Origin of the sequence: Bacillus sp. NPDC077411 (genome assembly GCF_044543425.1) — a bacterium.
Lineage (GTDB): Bacteria > Bacillota > Bacilli > Bacillales > Bacillaceae_G > Bacillus_A > Bacillus_A bruguierae.
The window spans coordinates 155,405-173,915 of record NZ_JBITWA010000003.1; the positions used below are offsets into that span (position 1 = coordinate 155,405).

Annotated in this window: 20 protein-coding genes and 1 pseudogene; 18 read left to right on the forward strand and 3 right to left on the reverse strand. The window is 32.9% G+C overall.

The genetic code is table 11. The annotated features are described in order from the left end of the window. Window positions 1-64: 64 nt before the first annotated feature. From ACIGHG_RS06395 to ACIGHG_RS06440, 10 genes and pseudogenes are all read left to right on the forward strand, one after another. On the forward strand, window positions 65-766 hold the full coding sequence (locus ACIGHG_RS06395; protein ID WP_396547628.1) for a MerR family transcriptional regulator: 702 nt from the start codon (window positions 65-67) through the stop codon (window positions 764-766). A 326-nt stretch (window positions 767-1,092) separates the two neighbouring features. After that, window positions 1,093-1,854 (forward strand): glycosyltransferase, encoded by a 762-nt coding sequence (locus ACIGHG_RS06400; RefSeq protein ID WP_396547630.1) that lies wholly within the window; start codon window positions 1,093-1,095, stop codon window positions 1,852-1,854. Window positions 1,855-2,370: 516 nt separating this feature from the next. Continuing rightward, the gene (locus ACIGHG_RS06405; RefSeq protein WP_396547632.1) at window positions 2,371-3,300 is read left to right on the forward strand and encodes an alpha-helical endospore appendage domain-containing protein; all 930 of its coding nucleotides are present in this window, start codon (window positions 2,371-2,373) and stop codon (window positions 3,298-3,300) included. Window positions 3,301-3,771: 471 nt separating this feature from the next. Continuing rightward, window positions 3,772-4,360 (forward strand): annotated as a pseudogene (locus ACIGHG_RS06410) (DUF3967 domain-containing protein). A 195-nt stretch (window positions 4,361-4,555) separates the two neighbouring features. Then, window positions 4,556-4,831, forward strand: a complete 276-nt coding sequence (locus tag ACIGHG_RS06415; protein WP_396547633.1) for a hypothetical protein — start codon at window positions 4,556-4,558, stop codon at window positions 4,829-4,831. A 211-nt stretch (window positions 4,832-5,042) separates the two neighbouring features. Then, entirely contained in the window at window positions 5,043-5,669 is a 627-nt protein-coding gene (locus ACIGHG_RS06420) for an ATP-binding protein (protein ID WP_336472498.1), read from the forward strand. Between the two features lie 556 nt (window positions 5,670-6,225). Further along, window positions 6,226-6,567 carry a PadR family transcriptional regulator gene (locus tag ACIGHG_RS06425; protein ID WP_242221317.1) on the forward strand — a complete coding sequence of 114 codons (342 nt, stop codon included), beginning with the start codon at window positions 6,226-6,228 and terminating at the stop codon, window positions 6,565-6,567. Beyond that, a complete protein-coding gene (locus tag ACIGHG_RS06430) occupies window positions 6,560-7,042 on the forward strand; it encodes a hypothetical protein (RefSeq protein ID WP_396547636.1) in 483 nt (160 codons plus the stop codon). The genes ACIGHG_RS06425 and ACIGHG_RS06430 overlap by 8 nt, the downstream gene beginning before the upstream one ends. Further along, the gene (locus ACIGHG_RS06435; protein WP_139207598.1) at window positions 7,039-7,566 is read left to right on the forward strand and encodes a permease; all 528 of its coding nucleotides are present in this window, start codon (window positions 7,039-7,041) and stop codon (window positions 7,564-7,566) included. Before ACIGHG_RS06430 ends, ACIGHG_RS06435 begins: the two co-directional genes overlap by 4 nt. A gap of 220 nt (window positions 7,567-7,786) precedes the next feature. Continuing rightward, complete coding sequence (locus tag ACIGHG_RS06440) at window positions 7,787-8,332, forward strand: GNAT family N-acetyltransferase (RefSeq protein WP_396547638.1); 546 nt, start codon at window positions 7,787-7,789, stop codon at window positions 8,330-8,332. Window positions 8,333-8,916: 584 nt separating this feature from the next. On the opposite strand, the gene ACIGHG_RS06445 is transcribed toward ACIGHG_RS06440, so the two are convergent. Continuing rightward, complete coding sequence (locus ACIGHG_RS06445) at window positions 8,917-9,453, reverse strand: NAD(P)H-dependent oxidoreductase (protein ID WP_396547640.1); 537 nt, start codon at window positions 9,451-9,453, stop codon at window positions 8,917-8,919. 291 nt (window positions 9,454-9,744) lie between these two features. On the opposite strand from ACIGHG_RS06445, the gene ACIGHG_RS06450 reads away from it, so the two are divergent. Then, window positions 9,745-10,092, forward strand: a complete 348-nt coding sequence (locus tag ACIGHG_RS06450) for a winged helix-turn-helix transcriptional regulator (protein ID WP_396547642.1) — start codon at window positions 9,745-9,747, stop codon at window positions 10,090-10,092. Between the two features lie 320 nt (window positions 10,093-10,412). Then, entirely contained in the window at window positions 10,413-11,183 is a 771-nt protein-coding gene (locus ACIGHG_RS06455) for a polysaccharide deacetylase family protein (RefSeq protein WP_396547643.1), read from the forward strand. Window positions 11,184-11,599: 416 nt separating this feature from the next. Here ACIGHG_RS06455 and pgaC read toward each other — a convergent pair whose 3' ends face one another. After that, window positions 11,600-12,826, reverse strand: coding sequence for a poly-beta-1,6-N-acetyl-D-glucosamine synthase (pgaC, locus tag ACIGHG_RS06460; RefSeq protein ID WP_396547645.1), 1,227 nt, complete (start codon window positions 12,824-12,826; stop codon window positions 11,600-11,602). A 53-nt stretch (window positions 12,827-12,879) separates the two neighbouring features. Next, a complete protein-coding gene (locus ACIGHG_RS06465) occupies window positions 12,880-13,017 on the reverse strand; it encodes a hypothetical protein (protein WP_396547647.1) in 138 nt (45 codons plus the stop codon). A gap of 187 nt (window positions 13,018-13,204) precedes the next feature. Between ACIGHG_RS06465 and ACIGHG_RS06470 the strand changes: the two genes are divergently transcribed. From ACIGHG_RS06470 to ACIGHG_RS06495, 6 genes are all read left to right on the forward strand, one after another. Next, on the forward strand, window positions 13,205-14,266 hold the full coding sequence (locus ACIGHG_RS06470) for a M4 family metallopeptidase (RefSeq protein WP_396547649.1): 1,062 nt from the start codon (window positions 13,205-13,207) through the stop codon (window positions 14,264-14,266). A 39-nt stretch (window positions 14,267-14,305) separates the two neighbouring features. Further along, the gene (locus tag ACIGHG_RS06475) at window positions 14,306-14,623 is read left to right on the forward strand and encodes a protealysin inhibitor emfourin (protein WP_336472504.1); all 318 of its coding nucleotides are present in this window, start codon (window positions 14,306-14,308) and stop codon (window positions 14,621-14,623) included. 598 nt (window positions 14,624-15,221) lie between these two features. Further along, window positions 15,222-16,241 carry a zinc-binding alcohol dehydrogenase family protein gene (locus ACIGHG_RS06480; protein WP_336472505.1) on the forward strand — a complete coding sequence of 340 codons (1,020 nt, stop codon included), beginning with the start codon at window positions 15,222-15,224 and terminating at the stop codon, window positions 16,239-16,241. Window positions 16,242-16,524: 283 nt separating this feature from the next. Beyond that, complete coding sequence (locus tag ACIGHG_RS06485; RefSeq protein WP_396547651.1) at window positions 16,525-17,085, forward strand: hypothetical protein; 561 nt, start codon at window positions 16,525-16,527, stop codon at window positions 17,083-17,085. Window positions 17,086-17,211: 126 nt separating this feature from the next. Further along, a complete protein-coding gene (locus tag ACIGHG_RS06490) occupies window positions 17,212-17,565 on the forward strand; it encodes an SH3 domain-containing protein (RefSeq protein ID WP_336472507.1) in 354 nt (117 codons plus the stop codon). A gap of 241 nt (window positions 17,566-17,806) precedes the next feature. Then, the gene (locus ACIGHG_RS06495; RefSeq protein WP_336472508.1) at window positions 17,807-18,478 is read left to right on the forward strand and encodes an HAD family hydrolase; all 672 of its coding nucleotides are present in this window, start codon (window positions 17,807-17,809) and stop codon (window positions 18,476-18,478) included. Window positions 18,479-18,511: the final 33 nt, after the last annotated feature.

Below are 18,511 nucleotides of genomic sequence, written 5' to 3' on the forward strand. Positions count from 1 at the left end.
TATTTTAGAGGGGATTAAACGATAAACTTTATAATAAATTTAAAGTTGATAGGGATGAAAAAGAATGAAGAATAATATAAGGCCTATTGATATTGCGAAAAGGTTAAATTTAGGTACTAGCACTTTAAGAAGTTACGAAACAAGGGGGATTATCCCAACCACAGAAAGGTTGGGTACAGGATATCGAATCTATACGGAGGAACATTTAGCATATTTTGAATGTATAGTAGCCATGTCACCCGGGTTTGGAATGGAGATAACAACAGCTGTATTAAAAAAACTGCAACAAAAAAATCTGAATTCTGCACTCTGGATAATCAACGAGATACAAGCAGTCACCTATCAAGAAAAAGAGTTAGCTACTAGAATAATAAAAGACTTAAACAATATCGTTGATTCTCAATCGATAGAAAATAACCTAATGACGATTGGAGAGGTAGCAAATAAAACAAAAATTTCTACTTCTACTATACGATATTGGGAAAAAGAGAGATATGTTAATTCAAAGAGAGGTGAAAATAATTATCGCTACTTTAATTCATATCAGTTTATTAAAATTTTGTTAATGAAGCTTACGCAAAACGCTGTGTATTCACACGAAATTGTTCAATTAAAAAAATCTATTAGAAATTTGGAGGAATACAATATTGAAGGGGCAAAAAGCATTGTCGAGGAGTGCCAACAGCATTTAAATAAACGTAATCAAGAACAGTTACATGGACTATACTTTTTGTATCGATTATGTGCAAAGTTAGGATTAAAATAACTAAGAAAATATTAATATAGGGTAATTTTGCCCAAATCCCCGAAAAGGGGGAATAAGATTGATTTATTATAAACAAAAGAAATCCCTCTAAACGAATTAGAAGGGTTTCTTTTGTGTTCAGCTTAGATACATTCCATGTAGAATCATTGAGATACACTAATCCACTACAATTTATGTTATTTTTTAAATACTCCAAGGTAAACTGTTAAATAATAGTTTACCTTCAGTTTCTATAATACAACCTAATAAATGTTAATAAACGTTAATAGATGTTAATATATGTTATGTATAATGGATATTTACTTTATAAAATAAGGGGGAATATTATGACTGAAACAAACGAATCTTCAGGAGTCAATTTTAAAAAAGATGTGAAGTTTTCTATTATAATCCCTGCACACAATGAAGAAAAGTACATTAGAAAATGTTTGGATTCAATTGCAAAGGCATCAGAGGCATATAAAGATCAAACTGAAGTCATAGTTGTTTTAAATCGTTGTACAGATAAAACAGAGGAAATAGCAAAATCTTATAACTGTATTACATTAAAAAATAACGATAAAAACTTATCCAAAATCCGAAATGCAGGGGCCCAAATAGCTAGTGGAGAAATAATCATTACTATAGACGCTGATACCCAAATGACAGAGTCTATGTTGTCTAATGTAGATAAATATTTAGCTTCAGGTAAATACATTGGCGGTGGGGTAACTGGGAAGTTTGAAAGAATATCTTTAGGAATATTCCTTTCCGCAATTTTAATAATAATCCCTTTATTTTTTAAGTATGGAGCTATATCTGTAGGGATTTTTTGGTGCTATAGAAAAGACTTTATGGCAATCAAAGGCTTTAATGAAAACATGCTTATGGCAGAGGATGCAGATTTCGCTAAACGGTTAAAAGAATGGGGAAAGCAAAATAATAAGAAATTCGGTACAATTAAAAATGGAATGATAACTTCATGCAGAAGATTTGATAAATATGGAGACTGGTCTTTACTTAAAAATCCAAAAGTAATCTTAGCCTACCTAAAAGGAAATGATAAAAAATACGCAGATAAAACATATTATGATAACCAAGAAAGATAACTGTGAAAATTCCTAAACAAATCATCATCAAATGAACTAGTAAAACAAGATAAATGTAAACTTTTGAATATTAGTTTACATTCAAAATATTGATTTCATTAGCCTTATCAACTTTAGCTATTTTTAGCAAAATCACCAGCAAAAGTATACATTCGAAGTATGATAAATAAAGAGATTAAGACACCCGGGATTAAAAAAAAGCTAGATTCATGCTAGCTTTTTTACATAATTCTCGTTAATAGAAAAGTAAAAAATGTCTCAGAATGAATTTAGCAATGTTTTTTATAAACAACTAGAGGACTATTGGATTGATAATATGCGTTCCCACTAAGATTGTGGGTGCGTCATAAATTAAATAAAAAAGGGTTTTTTTAGCTAAAAATCTACTTCTACACATGGACAAGTATGCAGTCTTTCAAATATTTTTTTGAATAAAATATATAGAACAATAGTTGTACAAGCTTCTACTCTCTTATTTCTTTTATTACAATCTAACGATAAAGGGGGTGAATAATCTTGTCTTTTCCAAACATCCCTAATATCACACCCACTATTTCTATTACTACTGCACAGACGATTCCGTTGCTTTTAAGCTCTATTGCCCTAGAAGAATTAGCTTTGTCTCACATTATCAATGCTAAAGCAGAGGAGATTCAATTTGTTCTCGGAACATTACCGGGAGGAAGAACCCTCGTTCCTCCGACGGTTACGATATCCAATCTTCTTGATATTAACAAGCGTGTGCAAGGAACCCTTCGTGACGTCATCAAAAAGGAAATGCTGCTTGAGTTCAAATTCGAAAATGTTCTGGATCTATTAGCAACTGTTCCTCCTCCTCCGTCTACAGTAACTGTTACCTTGAATGCTGATCCAACTACGATATGCGCTTTTGGAACAGGGCCTAATACCTCGACTCTTACTGGTCAAGTATTGGTGAATGGAAGTCCCCCTCCAGCAGGTACACCGGTTTCCTTTATAGTATCTGCTCTTGGTACCATAGCTCCTAATCCTGCTCTTACAGATGCATCTGGCAACTTTACTGCGATTTTCACATCTACTGATGGACCTGGAATGGCAGCTGTTATCGCTACTGCTTTGGGAGCAAGCAGCAATACCGTCACTATCACTATTAATAACTGTCAGACAACTATTACCTTGGTTGGTCCAGGCTCGATATGTTCTCTTGGAACAGGGTCTAATACCGGGATTCTTACTGGTCAAGTGTTGGTGAATGGAAGTCCTCCTCCACCAGGTACATCAGTTTCCTTTACAATAAATAATCCTGCTCTTGGTACTATAGCTCCTAATCCTGCTCTTACAGATCTATCTGGCAATTTTACGGCTACTTTCACAGCTACTAATGGACCTGGGCTAGTAACGGTTACCGCTACTGCTTTCGGAGCAGCGATTATCTTAGCTATTAACATTATGGACTGCCCGCCGTAACTATTATTTTATTTACTGCTGAATATGTAGTGAATGATTCCATAAAAGAATCTAATATTACTACTTTTTCTAGACAAGCATTGGTTGATGATAGAAATAAAAAACGAGCTAATATTAGCTCGCTTTTTATACATACATGGGAAAAAATAGTGTTTATTTTCATCTATACAATTAATAGGTTTTTATTTTATTAGGAAAGAAAGGTGTATATGTTATACATGTGAAGTTTGCATAACGCAACATTATGAGAAGCAAGAAAAACGCACAAACCTTTTCTAACATTGGATTTGTGCGTTTTCTTTTTCTATCATACTATGCATGATTTTATACATTGTAGAGATACTAGGGGTTTTTCAGGTTTATGAATGTCCAGTATTAGTACAAAATTTTGTATAAATGAAAACAAGTGATACGTGAATTACTAGGAAAAAGGGTATTGCTATAGCGAATATATTTTTAAGGTGAAACGCTATGAAGACGTTTTATAGTCCTAGTGACGTGGCGAAGCAATTAGGTATCCAATTATTTACATTACGTAAGTATGCAGACGTGTTAGAAAAAGAGGGCTACACTTTCATAAAAAACGAGCGTGGGCATAGGAAATATAGAGAAAGTGATGTAATGGTATTTCGTAAGGTTATAAACCTAAAGAACGACACAGATATGACACTAGAAAATGCCACAAAGCAAATTGTATTATGGCATCAAGGTGTTGAAGTGTTGCCATTGGATCGACATGAAGTTGAGCGCTATGAAGAACCGGATTTCAACGCTACAGACGATGATTGAAATCATTGAAAAACAAAATGAGTTGCTCCAGGAATTAACTGAACGATTAACTGAGCAAGACCAGCGATTTATACAAAGAAAATCAGAGTTATTGAGCGCTATACAAACGATACAGGAATCCCAGGCACTTATAGCGACGAATACTAGCGAAGACATAGTAAAGAACCAGGGCCGTGATGAGATGCTCATGCAAACAATAAGGGAAGTTCAGGAAGTTAAGAAGATGATTGCAGCAGGTAAAGAGAAGAAATGGTATGAGTTTTGGAAATAATCTTTTGAAATTTGATTAATTATTTCCCTTTATCTCTAAAAATTTAGGAAAATAAATCCAATAATAATGGTATAATTTTTAATGTTATATGGGGAGGGAGAACATAGTTTAAATTAAGATTATGTCTGAAGAACTAGAATTGGTTGCTAAAAAGCAGGATAGTTTAAGAGAGAGTTTTGAGTTGGGGATGATAAATTGAAAAATAATAAATCAAATAGGGCTTTAAGGGTTGGAACTAATATCGTACTTATTTTATTACTCTTAGGTGCATTCCAAATGTTTTTTGATGAAAATTATACAAATGACCACTTTGGTGGGTTATTTTTGATAGCTTTTTGGATGGTTAGAAGTATTTATGGTTTTACTATAAGTTTAAAAGAAGGAAATAAGAAGTTAGCATTAATTGATTTAGGTTTAGTAATTTTTGCTTTTTATTTTTTATTTTCTCAGAGTATTAAATATTTCCGCTGAAAATTACTAATTCACTAACGAGGCTTTAATTTAAATAAACTTCATATAAAAGTAAAGCTTAGAGTCATATGAGAACTCTGAGTTTTTTGGATACTACCGATAAGTGGGGTTATGTTAACCTTACATGAATATGATATTTATTGCTTCTTTGGATATTTAATTTGATAAAATTAAATATCCAAAGAAGCAAATTTCAACGGAGGTTAAAGTTGTGAAAAGATTAGTGATTATGACAGTAGGTAAAACTCATAGTGGGAAAACTACATTTGCAAAAGCACTAGAAAAAGAGTTATTTAACTCCTTTGTTATGGACCAAGACAACCACGCAGAATTTATAAATACTTTTTATGAAAAATTGCAGCCGAAACAAGGACCTAATACTCTTAAACACTCTATCTCTCGATTAATAGTTGATTACGCCATAAAAAATACTGATTTACATCTTATTGTTTGTAATTCAAATCGAAGTCAAAAAAGTCGATTAAACTTACTTGAAAATTTATTTACCAAAAATCAGTTTGTTCGTATTCTTGTTAATTTTGATATTCCAGATAATGTACTCCAAGCCAGAGTTACTCAAAGCGAACGTAGTACGAACATATTTAGAGGAGCCTATTCAAATTTTGAGGAAGTTCTTATTCGACAACAAGCTGAATCTCTTAATGAAGATGTAGTAGATCCAATAGAAGGTGAAGCAGACCATCTATTTGTAATTAAAGACAACGAAGAAGTTGGTTCCGTTATTAAAGAAATTGTTCATATTGCTAAAGGACTTGAGTTAAAGAACAAATCATCAAATAACTTCCATAATTATACGATTTCAGAAACGATTAACTAGGGGCAATTTTTAGTAGGTTCCTAAATATGTTGACTCCCGATAACGAAAATTATGTAAAACTTCCCTATTATTAATCATTCATTTATCGTTGCGATTGAATAATATATAAAAAAGGCTTGATTCCTTCACAAGAAATCAAGCCTTTTTACTATTTAGGGGTTTAGCCGCATCGCTATCAAGTTAAGAAATTGGTTGTTCCCCAAAACGAAAAAAATGAGCCAAATTCCCATGGACACCTATGAAAAGATGAAATTTTCGTTATGGGGTCACTTTAAAATGTTAGCTTGATGGGCATGCGGCAAGCCCCCTAGAAGACATCGCATTCATTTCTGTTGACTTTATCAATTCTTCGATAATATTTGCAATTGAATTCATGTTATCACAAAGATAAAAAAACATGTTTGTATATTTTAGAATTGACATGAGATTATATTAACATTATACTGTCAGTAACATATTACTGTTACTGACAGTATAATGTTAATAACAGTAATGATTTTAATGTTATGTTAACGAAAAAGTTTTTTTACATTTAAATTAGGAGGTTGTATATTTTATGAAACATACAGGGAGACATACAGGTGCATTCCTTTTGCTGTTTTTAACAGAGGGAGATTGCTATGGAGGGAAACTTCTGCAGAAATGTGAAGAAGAGCTTCCCATCAATCCAATTGATAGTGCCATCATATATCGCACACTAAAAAAATTAGAGAAAGAAGGTGCTGTTGAGTCTTATTTGGATACAACTGATCAAGATAAGCCGATAAAGATGTACAAAATTACTACAGTTGGAAAAAGAAAATTAGAAGATTTTCAAATAGATATTGAAGAAAAAATTAAGAATTTATCATTTTTCTTAAACAAATATAAAGAATGGAAGGAGTCTGATCATGATTAATGGTGTTATCCTTTACGCTATCGCTATTATTCTTATCAGTATTTCTTTTATAAAGGATCGAAATAAAACAAAAGATGCTCTATTAAAGTCATGGAAAATGTTTCGTAATATTATACCTGACATGTTATCAATTATGCTTTTCGTTGGATTATCACTATCTATATTAACGCCATCACTCATTTCTTCAATCATTGGAGAAAAATCTGGATTGATAGGTATTGTTTATTCGACAATAATTGGCTCTGTTGCACTACTTCCAAGCTTTGTTGTATTTCCTCTCGGACATACATTAGTCCAAAATGGTGCCGGTCTTCCTCAAGTAGCTGCATTAATGTCTACATTAATGTCAGTAGGAATCACAACTTTACCTATGGAACAAAAAATATTTGGACGAAGTTTTGCTTATTCTCGCAATGCATCTGCAATGGTAATGTCTCTCATATTTTCATATATTATTTGGGTGGTGATGGTATGAATGAATTAAGAAAGTATCGTTTCTTTTTTATTTTACTATCTGGTCTCATTATCCTAACTCTTATAAACCAAACGGTGGGATGGAAGGCATTTCAATTAACAGGAAAAAGCATTTTAGATATGTTGCTTCTACTCCCTCCTGTCTTAGTATTCGTAGGTTTGCTTGACAAATGGGTGGAGAAAGAAACGCTAATTAGATATATGGGGGAAAAATCTGGCATTTATGGCATCTTATTTTCCCTATTATTAGGAGGAATTGCAGCTGGCCCCCTTTACGTGGCTTTTCCAATTGCGGCACTTTTATTAAAAAAAGGAGCAAGCATACGGTACATTGTATTTTTTTTAGGAGTTTGGACAACTGCAAAATTACCGGTTATTGTATATGAATTTGCTTCATTTGGAGTTAAATTTACACTCATTCACATTTGTTTTGGTTTATTATTTTTCTATTTAATGGGTGTTATTTTTGAAAAATTTTATGACCATCGACAATTGTTAAAGTATGATATAACGAAAGAAGTTTAGATTTAGATCAATAAGTCTTTAAGCTCCTCAAGCCCAGATTCTTTTGTAACTGTAGATTTTAAATAGCATTTGATCAAAAATACTGTGTAGGTATGTAGGAGTCTTATGTTCAACGAACAGGCAAATTGTTAAATGAAATGAAATCAAATCAAATCAATGTTCCTGTTGCACATCGCTTAATGAATGGTATTTGGAATCAGATAATGAGGAGAATGAAAAAATGGGCGTAACTATTAAAAAATTCACAGGAGAAGACTTGGATTATTCTGTCATCATCAATGATCGATTCACAGTAGATTCGGTTCTTTTTTTAACAGCAACGGAGCATTCCATCCAGTATACGGTGAAGAAAGTCCTTCCTTATGAAAAACAGTATTCAGAGGATCCAGATAATCTACTTGACTTGCAAAAATACATTGATCATCCAGATAAAGAGATATTCTTGGCGATTGAAGGAAATGATATTGTCGGCCTGGTCATAGTAAGGCGAAACTGGAATGAGTTTGCTTACATCGAAGACATCAAAGTAGATCAAAAATATCGGCGACATGGTATCGGCCGCCTACTTATGGATAAGGTCAAAGATTGGGCTCAAGATAACCGAATGGCTGGTATTATGTTAGAGACACAAAATAACAATGTAGGTGCATGTAAGTTTTATGAACGCTATGGTTTCTTTATTGGTGGCTTTGACAAATATGTCTACAAAGGCATCAATCAGCTGAGTGACGAAATAGCGATATACTGGTATTTTATATTTGAGTAGATCTCTACAATAAAGTCATTACTTTTGCAAGCACCTATTGAAGTTCTATTTTGGTTTGAAGAATAGGTTAATTCTATTACGGGTAATTAAACTTTTGTAATAGACATGTTCATGAGTTTTGATTAATCTTTTTTATAAAAACTCAATTCAAATTTCTAACATGGGAATCCATTTTGATCAATTTTTTTTCAAAATGGATTCTTTTGTTTTGGCGTAAAATGAGAGTTTAAGAAGGGTATTTGACCCAACTATCGGTTTGAAGCAAAGATGCACCGTTTGTAAGAAAGTCGTACTGTTTTGAAAAAAGTTGAACCGTTTATAAAAAAGATGAACTGAAATAACTTATTCTAGGAAGTGGAAGGGGTTTATGTTTCTTTTTGTTTGTTGCAAAATATAAGCCTAATTAATGTTTTGATTAAACCTTCTTTTAAACTAACAATTAATTTTTTCTTGTTTTCTTTCCTCGGAAAAATTGTTTTGTTCCTAATCCCATCTATACTGATATTGGATCAAAAAAAGAGTTCCTATACTTGGAACTCTGAAGTATTCTTAAAAATTAAAAGGATGTTAAATGATTAATATTTTTAATTATTAGATATTTCTTTCGTGTGAAGCATGTAATTTTTGGCGCTTTCTTCCAATTTTTCATCTGTCAAATTGTGTTCAGCACCATATACAGCAAATGTTGGTAAGAACTTCATACCAGTATAGAGGCATGTAGCTTGATAAGGCTTTAATAATTCGCTTAATGTATATTCATTTGCCTCACCTGCTTGATATTCCTTCTCTATTACGCCTGCGGAGATTGCTAAACCGAACTCTTTTCCTTGAAGCTTATCTCCTTTAGATCCGTATGCAAAACCATATGTTAAAATATCGTCAAACCATTTTTTTAATAGTGGTGGTGAGCTATACCAGTAAAATGGAAATTGGAAAATATAACGATCATGTTCTAATAAGAGATTTTGCTCATATTCAAGATCAAAGTTCCAATTTGGGTAACGTTTATATATTTCGTGTACAGTAAAGTCTTCTGGGTATTTTTTTATTTCCTCTAACCAACGTTTATTCACTCGTGATTCTTCAATATTTGGATGCGCAATGACTACAAGTGTTTTCATAAATATTTCCCCTTTCAAAAAAATAATACTACATGATATCAATAACATCTCATATTTTGATCATATTGATATTATGTAGTATATATATTAATCTTTAAAGTACGCACTTAAAAGTGCTATAGGTACTTTTAAGTTCTATAGATACTTTTAAGTGCCTATAGAAGGGGAAAGGAAGTACTTATTCATTTTTTCGCAAGCTTTAGATTTAGAACTATTGTAGCTCTAGTATAAGTTAAAAAGTTAGTGAAGAAAGTAAGGGTTCTTTTTCTGACAAGTAAAGGGGGATATTTTATGAAAAAATACAATTTTCCTATAGAGGCAACTCTTGATGTTGTAGGTGGTAAATGGAAAGTAGTATTATTATGTATTTTATTAAATGGAAAAAAGAGGACTAGTGAGATTAAACGTGCGATGCCTAGTATTACACAAAAGATGCTTACCCAACAATTAAGGGAATTAGAAGCAGATGGGATCATTAATCGTACAGTTTATAATCAAGTACCTCCTAAAGTAGAATACTCTTTAAGTGAGTATGGAAAATCTTTAACGCCTGTACTTGATTGTATGTGTGAATGGGGTAAGAATCATATACAGAAACAATTAGAAGAGACAGATAACGATATCAAATGTAACCACTAAATAAGATTGGACACTTTACTGTTTGATAAGGCTGAGCGCTTTTTTCCAGTTCGAAGCACCTGTTTTACACGAAGAGGCGTGCATGATAGGCTAGATAACCTGCAAATGGAACATCTTGTATACAGAGGCTCCATGTCAAGTAATTACATTTGCTTTATTCGCTGTCATAAATACCTGGACATAAGGAAATATTAAACATACTGTATACACAACATAAAATGAGGGATAGTGTGAAAAGAAAACTATTGATTAGCATGTTTCTGCTTATCATTTTATATACATATACTTATGCTTATATGACAAGAGAAAAAGAACACCCCTTGACACAAGTTAAAAAACTTTCTGGAAAGGGGTGTATCATATTAAATTACCACCGAATTCGTCCCGGTAATGCCATCATCAAATATCTTGCGAAAGTAAGTGGAAACTCAGAATTAACAACGTATTCTGTTTTTAAAGATGATTTTATGAAGCAAATTGCATTTTTACAAAAACATCAATTTCAATTTATCACACCAAAAGAATTATATGATTACATAGATCAACAAAAAAAAATGCCTCCCAAATGTGCGATGATTACATTTGATGACATTGATCAGAGCGTTTATCGTTATGCATATCCCTTTTTAAAAAAACAACAAATCCCTTTTACAATTTTCATTATTACAGGAGAAGTAGGAAATCCAAATTTTAATGGATTAACCATGATTAACTGGGATCAAATTTTTGAAATGACAAGATCAAATCTAGTAACAGTGGGGACACATACTCATCAGTTACATTACATTGAAAAAGATGAGAAACCACCTTTTTTAAAAAGTGAAAATATATCTAAATTTATTACAGATTCCAAACGAGCAAAACAAGTTTTTTATGATCATTTCGGGTATGAACCTAAATATTTTGCATATCCATATGGATATGGGACACCACAGACAGATAACATATTATTATCTGAGCAATATGATTTACTTTTCACTTTATCACCAGGAATCGTTAATCAACATAGTTTCCCTTTTTTTATTCAAAGAGTATTAATTGATGATGTTTCTTGGAAAGCGATACAAAATTGGGTCCATACAACTTCATGAAACATGCAGTATATGTTAGGCATCCAATGGGTATTCTATTTCTATATATGTTTCCGTTTGGAAATATATATTCTCTTCTTTCGTCAAATTAAAAAAACGAGATGTCATATATGCATGTTGTTCCATATTCCAAACCTGTCTTTTTGTTTTTGATTGAAAATTATAAGATCTATACGTATTCCACAGAAATATGAAAAAAAATGAGAGAATACCCCATGCCAAAATAATAAACATCATTATTCGAATATGTGATGGGTTTGTATTCAATAAAAATAATAAGAATTCCGTATACTCCATATTCCATTTGAGACAAATCATGATAATAAAAATACCAAACATTATAATATACAACCATAAAGAGAAGGATATGCTATATTGTAAAAATTTCATTTTTGTTAAATTCAAATCATATACAATTATTTCGTTTGTTGTAGACCTCTGTCTGGACTTTCCCATACTGCAAATTTTCCTTTCTGCTTTGTTAAAACTTTCATAATAGCCATTAAAATCACAAAAACATTAATATACCAATAACATATGGGATACCAAGCAGCCCATAAATATTCTCTTATTAAATTCACATCATATTTTTTATCTATCATGATCGCAATGAAAAATTGAAAAACGCATATCATCGATAATATCCCTGATGATACTGTAAATAATTTCAAAAAATCAAATGTAAAAGAAATGTTTATGAAAAGAGTGACACTCATGAGAAACCATACGATTGACCATACAATACTTACAAGTTGTTCTATATAAATGATATATAAACTTTTATATTTCCAATTTAAAAAGATATCCCTATGTTTGATTAAAACTTCTAAACCGCCTTGTGCCCATCGAACTCTTTGTTTCCACAATCCATATAGGGTTTCAGGAACTAACATCCAACAAATAGCGCGGGGTTCATATTTAATTTGCCAACCTTTTTTCTGTAATTTCCATGTCACCGCAATATCTTCCGTTAAAATATCTCGATCCCATAATTGACAATCTAATAATGCTTGTTTTCGAAAAGCAACAACGACACCCGAAACTGTCATTATACTTCCATATATACTTTGTGTTCTTTTAATCATGCCTACTATACTTGAAAATTCGGATATTTGGATTTTACTTAATAAGTTATTCCGATTTCTAACTCTTGGATTTCCAGTTACTGCACCTATATTGTCTCCTTGATTAGCAGTTGAAAAATGTGGAATCATATATTGTAACGCATGTACATCTAATATCGCATCTGCGTCTATACAAACTAAAAAATCTCCTTTAGAAGCTAATAATCCGGCATGTAATGCATTGGCTTTTCCGAAATTTTTTTTCACATTGATACAGCGCAAGTTCGGATATTTATCAATGAGTTGTTTCACAATAGAAACGGTTTGATCTGTACTTCCATCATTTATCACAATAACTTCATAATGGGGATATTTTTGTTTCATTACATGATCTATCGTTTCTCGAATTGTATGTTCTTCATTGTAACAAGGTATTAAAATTGAAACAAACGGTGTTTCATCTCGAGATAGTATTTGCTTAGATTCTATACAAATATAAAATATAATAGCACCCATCATCCAAATAATAGACATACAAATTGGATACCATATTACAAATTCAGATAGAAAAGACATCATATTATATACACCTCTACAGGTTTATTTCCGGAGAAATGTTATTTTCTCCTATACTAGCATAAATGATTTTCTAACCAATCACTATTGTTAAATAATACTAATTCCCGAACTACTTCCGCTCCTTTTCTTCCTTTTTCTACCACTAAATTTACTGCATATAGTTTAAACTCGTTATCGTATGTTTTTGCCATTATGGACATCTCTTTCTTTTTAGTAAGTTTATTATGCTAAAAACCCCAGTTTGTCGTGTCCACTTTTTAGACTAGCATTATATATCTACATCCCTAATGAATTCATTCAATAGAATGTTTAAACCTCATGCAATAAGCACAGAATAATTGAGAAGTTATTTATGACTATCATGAAGGGGTGTTAAATTTGCATACAAAACGTTGTTCGCATAAAAATTGCCAATGTTTTATTGTACCTAACTATATTTTGGAGAATTTAGCTCAAAACGAAGTAGAAGCCGCGCGAATCAGTTTAGCAAAAAGTCACCGCATTCGAAAACGCAGAATCTTGAAGGAATATGATATTAATGGTGTTGTTGCTTTAACTGATGCAGGAGCAGGACCACGAGGTGAATCTGCTCGCCATGTATACGATTGTAAAGGAGGGACAGAACTTCGGGTTAATGAGGTTAGGAAAGAAGGAGACCGATCAGGTGGAGATACTGTGGTTAACCATGCGTATGATTATGCTGGAATTGTGCGTGACTATTTCAAGAATGTGTTCCACCGTAATTCTATCGACGACAACGGTTTGGATCTCATTCTGAACGTTCACTATGGGCATAATTTCCAAAACGCCTATTGGGACGGTGATGAAATGGTGTTTGGTGATGGCGATGGAATTATTTTTACCAGTTTTGCAAATTCACTCGATGTCATTGGGCACGAACTTACACATGGTATTACTCAGTTCACTAACGGGTTAGAGTATGAAGGCCAGTCTGGAGCTTTGAATGAACATATTTCGGATGTATTTGGTATTGCAATTAAACAAGCGTATTTAAAGCAAACAGCACAAGATGCAGACTGGCTAATTGGTGCTGATATAATGGGGCCAACGCTAAAAGGACAAGCCCTTCGTTCAATGAAAGCACCTGGTACTGCATTTGACAACAAACTAATGGGTAAGGATATGCAACCTGATCATATGAAAAACTATTATCAAGGAGATCGTGATCACCACGGTGTCCATATTAATAGTGGCATACCAAATAAGGTGTTTTATCTTGTATCCATGGAAATTGGAACAGATAAAGCAGCCTTGATATGGTATACTGCAATTCAAAGCTTATTTGCAACTGCAAATTTCAATCAATTTGTACAAATTGTTATCAAAGCAGCACAAAAACTTGTTGATAGTGGAGAAGTTCCTAAAACAGCAGCCAAATCTGTAGAATCTGCTTTTAAAACTGTTGGACTACCTTATTAATGGGGTTCTTTATCATGAATTGGAGGCTCAATAATTAACATGTACATCCAATTTAGCTGTATAGGAGGAATTGCTAACTTTGACCTAACCTTTCAGGCAGATACGGGTGAATTACCAAAGGAAAAAGCTGAAAAATTACTAGATTTAATTAAGCAATCTAATCTTTTCAACCTCAGATTAAGTGAAGGGGAGATTGCTACTATCCAAGGAGCGGATGCTTTTTCTTACGAGCTTAGGATAGAAGATGGTGAAAAGGAAAAGTCCTTCTCATTTACGGATGTAACAGCTCCACAGGAAGTGCGCCCTTTATTAGATTACTTACGTAATCTCGCTGTTGCAGAAAAAATGGGAGAATAACTTAGAGAAATGAGTCCGATGCGGAGGCATCGGACTCATTTTTTGTTTTGGGGTTTAATCTGTTTTCTTAAGTTGATGGGTATGGGTTATAATACCATTTCGGGAAAATTGTACGTTTAAGCGCAATTTGGACACAAATTAACTCTTCTATTGTACGCTAAGAGATATTTGTACAGAAATCTCTACTTATAAATAAAGGATAAAACTTAACAAATTCAACGTTTTCTAACTATATTCACGTTTATAAAGTGTGTAAATAGTTTAATGTTCAATTAATCGTTGGTTTTTATCTTTCTGAACATGGATATATCCTTTGAAAATACTGTCACGTTAAGGCTTTGCATTCCTTAGCGTGCAATTCAGCTATGGAATGAGTATATATGAATTGAGGTACAACGGTGGAATAGTTCAGTGATCATAGCTTTACATACGGACACTAAAACTGCTTTTTTATTCCTTATAAAGGTGGCAATATATAGTAATACTAATAGTAACATTAGTGATACTATGTGACATAAATGTGCCTTCTTACATAATTTGATTTTGCAATCTATAATTTAAAGAGAAGCACAATTTTTATTAAGCGGAGGAAATGAATATGAAAGCAGTTGGTTTATTGGAATATTTGCCTATCGAAAATGAGAACAGTCTAATCGATATTGAATTACCACGTCCGACACCGAAGGGAAAAGATTTACTTGTGAAAATCTATGCTATTTCGGTTAATCCTGTTGATGTAAAAGTTCGAGCACCAAAAGATAAGAAAGAAGAAGCGTACAAAATACTCGGATGGGATGCTAGCGGCGTTGTTGTAGAAGTTGGAGAAGAGTGTACTTTGTTTCAACCAGGTGATGAAGTTTTCTATGCAGGAAGTATTATTAGACCAGGTACATATAGTGAGTATCATCTAGTGAATGAGAGAATTGTTGGAGCGAAACCGAAAAATTTGACTCATGCACAATCAGCTGCTATTCCTTTAACTGCGATTACAGCGTGGGAAGGCTTGTTTGAACGTTTAGCAATTGACATTAATAATAAGGAAAAGAATAAACAGAAAAATATTTTAATCATCGGCGGTGCAGGTGGTGTAGGTTCTATTGCTATCCAATTGGCAAAATGGGCTGGTCTTAACGTTATTACAACTGCCTCTCGAAAGGAAACGAGAGAATGGGTGGAAAGTTTTGGCGCCGATTATGTTATCAATCACCATGAATCATTTAAAGAACAATTATCGCAAATTGAAATAGATGAAGTTGATTATATTTTCTGCTTAAATAATACAGATCAACATTGGAACAGCATGGCGGAAGTAATCAAACCACAAGGAAAGATTTGTTCTATTGTAGAAAATGAGAAACCGTTAGAGTTAGGGTTATTAAAAAGTAAAAGTGCTACATTTGTTTGGGAATTCATGTTTACAAAATCTATGTACCAGACTGAAGATATGATTAACCAGCACCTTTTGTTAAATCAAGTTAGTGAGTTGTTGGATCAAAAAGTGCTTAAGACGACTTTAAACAAGACGTTATCGCCAATTCATGCGGCTAATATTAGAAAAGCGCATGCGATGATTGAAACAGGAAGTACGATTGGAAAGATCGTATTAGAAACATTTTAAAAGTATATAAGTAGATACTGACGAGAGTGATGTATGAAAAATGGGGCTGCATGTACTACAGCTCCATTTTTATATGTTTGAAAAATATCTCCAAATAAACAGTTGGTTCTCTTTTAATTTTTTAAACTCCCGCATATATATTATTTTAACTTCTATCCGAAATTCATCTCCCACTTCTAAACGTGGAGGGTAGTTCACAGAAAGTTCTTGTAAGTAACGTTTAATCGTTGCAAATGAGTAAGTTTCTTTATTTTTTTATGGAAAGGAAAGTGATGGGAATCGTATGTATATTTTGATCGGGAGTGGAGTTTTAATTGTAGTTCTTATTTTTTTATTAGCAGAAAAAATTGCTCCAAACTCAGCTATGATGGTAAGTTTTCAAGGAAAACAACTGAAAAAGTTTCTTTTAGGATTTACAGTTATTGGTGTTCTTTGTACTGCTTTGGGTATATATCATAAAATGACATATAAACTTCCCTATATTGATATTACGGTAAAAAATGAGAAATATACTGTCTTTGGAAATATTGGAGAGTTAGGATATTATTCTGATGAATTGATTAGAAAAGGAAAAGAAACGCACATGCATATAACACTTTGGGAAGAGATTCGCTTAGCGGATGTTCAAATGGTTATCACTTATCCATCTGGAAAAGTGGAAGTTTGGGAGCCGCAAATGTCTTTGCTTACGGATACAATGAAACAAAACGTGAATAAGCAGTTTAAAATTAAAGAAATTTATGAGATGTCTTCTTACGCGTTTAAAGAATCGGGAAATGTAAAAGTAACCTTAAAAAATGGAGCGGATACAATTGGGAGCATGTTAGTGAAAGTGCAAGAATGATTTTTGAAGTGTGTACATTTTGCTTTTTATACAAAAGGATTCACTAGACTTTTTGTCGAATTTACAGGAAATAGGTGAATTTATAGGATTACTAATAAAGTGTAGATAAGAAAGAAGGGATTCGTAGTGAATTATGTAGTTATAAAAAGTCATAGGACGAATTATCCGAATCCTATTAGCTTAGTTCAGGGACAGTCATTTATTATTGGGGGAAAATATAAAGGGCCGGAGCATTGGGATAATTGGTACTTTTGTACAACAGTAGATAAAAACAGTTCAGGTTGGGTTCCAGCGCAACTTATCCAATGGAAAGGAACAGAAGGTATTGCGAAGGAAGATTATACTGCAAAAGAGTTGAATGTTGATGAAGGTGAACATCTAGTAGGGTTAAAAGAACTTAACGGTTGGATTTGGTGTCAAAGAGTTCTAACTCTAGAAGAAGGATGGATACCAAAAGAAAATGTGAAGCTTACCATATAAATATATTTTAATTTTCCGACATATAGGTCGCTGCTATGTAGAATACAGCATGACCTGCACTTGCTTGCTCCCTTTGTTTTAAACCTCGCATGTGGAAGGAAAAGGCCCTGACCGCTTCTATGCACGACCAGATGCTCTCGTCCTCTCCTAAAAAGAAAGGGGTTTTTCTGTCTGTATTTATATAGTAGGAAAGTATATAACTTCAAATAATCGCAAAAATTTTGATAGAAGGGGAAAATGTATGATTAAAGCTATTATTTTCGATTTAGATGGAACGCTATTAGACAGAGATCATTCTCTTAAACTCTTTATTAGAGACCAATATAAAAGGTATATCAATGAATTTAAGCATATACCCGAAGAGCAATATGTAACTAGGTTCATTGAATTAGATAATAAGGGTTATGTTTGGAAGGATAAAGTATATGAGCAATTGCTTAGAGAATATGCTATTTCCAATTTAACTTGGGGGCAATTATTAGAGGATTATATAAACAACTTTCAACATCACTGTACACCTTTTCCTCATATGGAATACGTTTTACAAGAGCTTAAAAATAGCGGACTATTATTAGGTATGATTACAAATGGATTTACCGAATTTCAATTACTGAATATTCGTGCTCTTGGGATTGAGAAGTATATGGATACTATATTAGTGTCCGAACAAGAGGGGATAAAAAAGCCAGAAGCTGAAATCTTCTTAAGAGCTTTAGAAAGATTAGGTGTTAGTCCTGAAGAAAGTGTATACATAGGCGATCATCCAGAGAATGATGTAATAGGAGCCAGGAATGTGGGGATGCATGCAATATGGAAGAAGGATACATTTTGGGGACAGCCTTTTACGGATGAACATGTTATTGAGGATTTAGAAGAATTGTTGAATGTAGTGAATATAGTTCAAAAAGTTTAAGGGCAGAAGAGGTTGCTAAATTCATTCAGGAAA

Excerpts from the sequence above, each read along its gene's own strand:
- ACIGHG_RS06395 (WP_396547628.1), top strand. The coding sequence starts at position 65 with ATGAAGAATAATATAAGGCCTATTGATATTGCGAAAAGGTTAAATTTA.
- ACIGHG_RS06400 (WP_396547630.1), top strand. The coding sequence starts at position 1,093 with ATGACTGAAACAAACGAATCTTCAGGAGTCAATTTTAAAAAAGATGTG.
- ACIGHG_RS06425 (WP_242221317.1), top strand. The coding sequence starts at position 6,226 with ATGAAACATACAGGGAGACATACAGGTGCATTCCTTTTGCTGTTTTTA.
- ACIGHG_RS06430 (WP_396547636.1), top strand. The coding sequence starts at position 6,560 with ATGATTAATGGTGTTATCCTTTACGCTATCGCTATTATTCTTATCAGT.
- ACIGHG_RS06435 (WP_139207598.1), top strand. The coding sequence starts at position 7,039 with ATGAATGAATTAAGAAAGTATCGTTTCTTTTTTATTTTACTATCTGGT.
- ACIGHG_RS06440 (WP_396547638.1), top strand. The coding sequence starts at position 7,787 with ATGGGCGTAACTATTAAAAAATTCACAGGAGAAGACTTGGATTATTCT.
- ACIGHG_RS06445 (WP_396547640.1), bottom strand. The coding sequence starts at position 9,453 with ATGAAAACACTTGTAGTCATTGCGCATCCAAATATTGAAGAATCACGA.
- ACIGHG_RS06450 (WP_396547642.1), top strand. The coding sequence starts at position 9,745 with ATGAAAAAATACAATTTTCCTATAGAGGCAACTCTTGATGTTGTAGGT.
- pgaC (WP_396547645.1), bottom strand. The coding sequence starts at position 12,826 with ATGATGTCTTTTCTATCTGAATTTGTAATATGGTATCCAATTTGTATG.
- ACIGHG_RS06465 (WP_396547647.1), bottom strand. The coding sequence starts at position 13,017 with ATGGCAAAAACATACGATAACGAGTTTAAACTATATGCAGTAAATTTA.
- ACIGHG_RS06475 (WP_336472504.1), top strand. The coding sequence starts at position 14,306 with ATGTACATCCAATTTAGCTGTATAGGAGGAATTGCTAACTTTGACCTA.
- ACIGHG_RS06480 (WP_336472505.1), top strand. The coding sequence starts at position 15,222 with ATGAAAGCAGTTGGTTTATTGGAATATTTGCCTATCGAAAATGAGAAC.
- ACIGHG_RS06485 (WP_396547651.1), top strand. The coding sequence starts at position 16,525 with ATGTATATTTTGATCGGGAGTGGAGTTTTAATTGTAGTTCTTATTTTT.
- ACIGHG_RS06495 (WP_336472508.1), top strand. The coding sequence starts at position 17,807 with ATGATTAAAGCTATTATTTTCGATTTAGATGGAACGCTATTAGACAGA.